The 4993-nt window shown below is 36.2% G+C and carries 3 protein-coding genes; 1 reads left to right on the forward strand and 2 read right to left on the reverse strand.

The features are described 5' to 3' along the window. Window positions 1-13: 13 nt before the first annotated feature. A complete protein-coding gene (locus tag JSS34_08405) occupies window positions 14-1069 on the forward strand; it encodes a type IV secretion system DNA-binding domain-containing protein (GenBank protein MBS0186319.1) in 1056 nt (351 codons plus the stop codon). Between the two features lie 526 nt (window positions 1070-1595). Here JSS34_08405 and JSS34_08410 read toward each other — a convergent pair. Next, window positions 1596-3167: an aminotransferase class V-fold PLP-dependent enzyme gene (locus tag JSS34_08410; GenBank protein ID MBS0186320.1), complete on the reverse strand. Its 1572-nt coding sequence runs from the start codon at window positions 3165-3167 to the stop codon at window positions 1596-1598. A 427-nt stretch (window positions 3168-3594) separates the two neighbouring features. Then, window positions 3595-4761: a tyrosine-type recombinase/integrase gene (locus tag JSS34_08415; GenBank protein MBS0186321.1), complete on the reverse strand. Its 1167-nt coding sequence runs from the start codon at window positions 4759-4761 to the stop codon at window positions 3595-3597. Between the last annotated feature and the right edge of the window lie 232 nt (window positions 4762-4993).

Here is a 4993-nt window from a genome sequence, read left to right on the forward strand (position 1 = left end):
TCCGAGTCTGACAATGACTCAATCTAATTTTACACCACTTGACGGGACGTTATCTCCTTTCGATCAACGGAGTCAGCTTTGGAGTCCCTGGGGCGAATGTCTTATGGAATCTCACTATGATACACTTGCGGCAAGCATTGTTCCTAAGACCAGCTTTACGGAACCTTTCTGGGAAAATGCAGGGAAAGCCCTTTTATCTTCAGCTCTTAAAGAGTTAGCGCGTCGAGGTGAAAAAGATACCCAAAAGCTTTATGAGATTCTTGTTCGTTCTGATCTAATCGACTTTAGTAATTTTTTTCGTCATACGGATGCTGCGACCTATACCCACACTGATGCCGAAAAAATGACGCTTTCTATTCGAGCAACATTGGCAAATCATTTGCAAAGTTTTCGTCTTCTTAAAAATGTAGAGGCTGGGTTTTCTATTCGGAAATGGGTTGCAGATGAAAATAACACAGACCAATGGCTTTTTCTTTCAGCAAGGGCAGATCAACGAGAAACTCTGAGGCCTCTGATGAGTGGGTGGCTGGACTCTGCTCTCAATGCTCTTATGAGTTTGCCATCCGAATTAGTATTGAGTTCGCGTCGTCTCTGGTTCATAATTGATGAATTGCCCGCACTTCAGAGGCTTCCCTCTCTTGAAACTTCACTTGCTGAAGGTCGTAAATACGGAGGATGTGTTTTAGCTGGAGTTCAGAGTATTCCTCAGCTCTCCACGACTTATGGGTCAACGCAGTCTCAAGCGCTTTTAGATCTGTTCAATACAAAAATATTTTTCAGGAATACAGACCCCAACACAACGTCTTGGATCTCAAAAGTTCTTGGAGAAGCCGAAACTACTGAGCACATTGAAAATCTTTCTTATGGAGCTCATACGATGCGTGATGGAGTCAATTTGGCACAGCATACTCATACAAAGCCTTTGGTTCTTCCAAGCGAGATTGGAGCTCTCGAAGATTGTGAAGCCTATCTCAAACTTCCCAGTGCCTTTCCTTCAACCAAAATTAAGATGGCCATTAAAATTTGTCCTACAATCACTACTGCTTTCTCTTTAAATTATTTTGAGTAGTAGTTGAGATAAGAATGAAAAAAGAATTTTTTATTCCTTTTAAGAGAAAATCGAAGATTCTTTATCAACATTTATAAAAAAAGCATCCTATCTACTTCTCACAAGAGAAAAAATGAATTTGCAGAAAAAGTGTTGTTTTATTCAAAAGACCAAAGAAACTGCTCGAAAACTCAATATTATCCTTCATCACTTGACACCTTATAGTCCAAATCTAAATCCGGCTGAGCGATTATGGAAACTAATGAACGAACACGCTTGAAACAATCGATTTTTTAAAACATCTCAGGAGTTTAGACAGGAGATTTTCATTTCTTTGATGTGACCAGCCACACACAAATCTCTCTTCAGATGGTTGATCGTATTAATGACTCTTTCTCTCCTATTAAATTCTTTCTTTCATTTTAAAGAGACATATTGATTGTTACGTTTTAAGAAAATTAAAATTACCATTCAATAACGCTAGAACATAGTTAGAGGAAGAAACAAAATTAAGTTTTTTCTTCCCCTTTCTATGTTTTTGAACAAGTTATTTTAAAAGATATGCATTAATTTTTCTCATTAATTCGGTTATGTCATTCTCAGTATTATAAAAATTTAGACAAAATCTAATTCTTCTTCCTTCTCCTTGAGGTGATGTAAGAAATCTTTCAAACCCATCAACCTGTGTATAGAGATAATCATAAAGATTTTCTCCTGGTTTTCCTTTTCCTTCTTTATCTTTCAGAAGCTCTGCAACTATAATACTATTGCGTAAATCTGGAGAAGAGGGGGTCACAATTTTTAAGTGCTCAGAAAAAGAAGGATCAGAAAGCTTCCCTCTTAGAGCATCTCCTAACTGCCATAATCTCTCTTCTATAGGTCCTACTTCAGCATTTATCCGTAAATGCACATCATTTGCGAGCCCTATAGCTAAAAGAGATGCATCATTTCGCTGACCTAAAAGCTCGAAGCGACCAGCATTTCGAGGAATATCAGTATGGAAAACGATTCGTCCATCATAAGCAACTACATTAGGCATTTTGAAATGAGTTATAGCGCTATTTCTAACATATAATATACCTACTTCTCGAGGACCACATAACCATTTATGAGCACTTGCAGAAAAACTATCACAATCCATATCTCTTAAGTCAACTCTAAGTGACCCCCAACTTTGAGCTCCATCTACATGAATATGAATATTAGGCCTTGCTTTATATTCTTTTCGTCCAGAGTGCTTATAGTCTTTGAGTCCGTTATGAATGGCATTACAGATTTCTTTGGTTGGTAGCCTGGTACCAGTTGTGTTTGACAATTCTGTAAATGTAACAACTTCTGTATCTTCGTTTATTCCTTCGAGAAAGGCTCTAACTACATTATCCTTATTTTGAAGATCTACTTCTGTTAAAGTTACAACATCAACTCTATCTTCATCTCCCATTCTATGCCCCCAAAGAAGCTTATCGTTTGTATGATGATTTTCATCCCATACCAATACTCTACCTCGTAAATTTCTAAAGCGATAACAATTATTTACAGAGTTATTAGATTCAGAAGTATTTCGCGTAAAAGCAATTTCTTCTTTATCTACATTTAGGCTTTTTGCTACGCTTTCTCGAGACCTTTCTACGATTCTAGTAAATAGCTCAATTCTATGTTGCATGTGAACATTGTGGTCTAAATCTTGTTGAAATTCATGAGTAATCTCAGAAACAAGTTTAAATGGAGGACAAAAATTAGCAGCATTCATAGGAATAATATTTAAAGCTAACGCTTCTGAGGGTTCGGCAAACGCAAACATACCTCTCACATCTTCCCACGAGCTATGCCTCCTTTCCTCAGAATAGATAATATTGGTCTTTTCTCTCACTCTTTCATGACCAGGATGGCTCATATCTACGTAAAACCTAAATAATTCTTCTCCTAGCGTAGTTCTTTGAGATGAATCATGAGCAGGCTCTCTTTCATCTTGAGCAACTACTAAAGATCGAGGAGATGTTGCTCGAGCCCCTTTTTCATGTGGTTCATCTTTTAAGCCATCTTCCATTCCATACAATGAAGAGAAAAAGCCTATCCCTAAGATCAAAAAAGCACTTTTTAAATAGATATTTTTTTTCATCGAAACCTCATTTATTATAATAATTAATTTAGTGTTACTTTCTAAGGTTATGTTAAGTCTTAAAAAATTCGATACGGTATAAGCATTTTAATGTTTAATAACTTATACTAAATTTATTTCACTATTAATTTAAAGCATTAGTCAAGTATCAAAAGTAACTAATTATTATAATAAATTATATTATTTTCTTAAAATGATAATAAACTATTAGGATAAATGTTTATTAATTATTTTTTTAACGAAGCATTTTTCTTTTCTTGATCTAAAGAATTCAAAACTTATTTAGGTCACATTTCTTTAATGATTTTTGTCTAAATCTTCTTCACATCTTTTCTTCAATTAAACTTAGGATATAACTACAGCCTCTATTTAAGTTATTCTGGAATCTGAATCTTAAGAAAAGAATCATTTGTTAGAAGCTAAAAAACTACTTTGAAAATGATTGTTTAGGAGAGTTTGAAGTAGCCTCTCTTACAGTATTTCCAAAAAGAGCAGTTGCGTGCCGTAAGGGTTCATCTGCAAGATGGGCGTAACGTTGAGTTGTAGAAGTCTGTGTATGACCAAGCAACTTTCCTACAATGCTCAAGCTCAATCCACTTGAGACTAAATGGGAAGCATGTGTGTGACGAAGATCATGAATGCGTAAGTTTGGGAGTTCTGCTTTTTTAATAACACTTTTCCATAAAGTTTGTACATTTTTGAGTGGCCCTCCTTTAGCTGATCCAGGAAAGATATATGGCTCTATAAGATTTAAGCTTTTAAGATCATAAAGAACTTGAATAGCTTCCTGAGAGAGGGGCAAATGTTCACGTTTCTTTTGTTTCGTAAGTGAAGAGGGCTTTGTCCAAACGCCTTTCTCAAGGTCGAAATGATTCCATGTTGCCTGCAAAAGTTCATTTTTACGCGCGCCCGTAAGGAGAAGCAACTTAAAGAAAAAAGCTGAAGGCTGGGTTTTGTAACTTTCTAATATGTTCCATAACCGGCAAATTTCTTCTTTATCGAGCCATCGATCCCGCTTTTCTTCTGGAAAACGTGGAATACCTTTTACAGGGTGGTCAGCCCTCCATTCCCAAGCAACAGCTAATGACATCATCTTGGAAAGAAGAGCTAAGACTCGATTAGCTTGATAAGGCGTTTCTTTTAAGCTTGCGTGAAAACCTTCTATATCTCGACGTGATAGATGGACTACTTTCTTATCTCCTAATTTAGGAATAATATGGTTATGAAGAAGTTTCCTATCTTCTTGTAGACTCCTTGGACGTTTATTTTTTCCATAACGTTCCACATAGTCAGCTGCCAGTTCTTTAATGGTAGGTAAATGTTTGAGAGATTTCTTTTTTTCAAGAGGATCTTCACCATAGCTTATGCTACCTAGATGTTGCTTAGCAAGGACACGCGCTTCTTCTGTTGTAATATTACCATGTACTCCCAATTTAAGCCGTCTAAGGATGCGTTGCTTATTTCGGTATTGAATGCAATAAGTCTGGCGACCTCCGGGTCTTATAATAACGCCGAATCCTTTTAGTTCGTCATCCCAAAAGATAAGAACTTTTTTAGGATCAGGAATAATACTTTCAACAAAACGTTTGGTAATTTTGGACATGGATTAATCTCCTAAGTTTATTTAGGAAAAATATATACCACATTCTTTAAAAAAAGTCATCATATAGTCATCAACAGAACGGAAATCAAACCTATTTTGCGAGGTTTTTGAAGAATGAAAAAGGTCTCATCTCTATCTCTTAAACCCTTTTTCTATAAGGGTTTTAAGGTGGTGCCCGCTGCCAGACTCGAACTGGCACGACCATTGGTCGACAGATTTTAAG

The sequence above is a fragment of the Pseudomonadota bacterium genome (assembly GCA_018242545.1).
Taxonomy (GTDB): Bacteria; Pseudomonadota; Alphaproteobacteria; order 16-39-46; family 16-39-46; genus 16-39-46.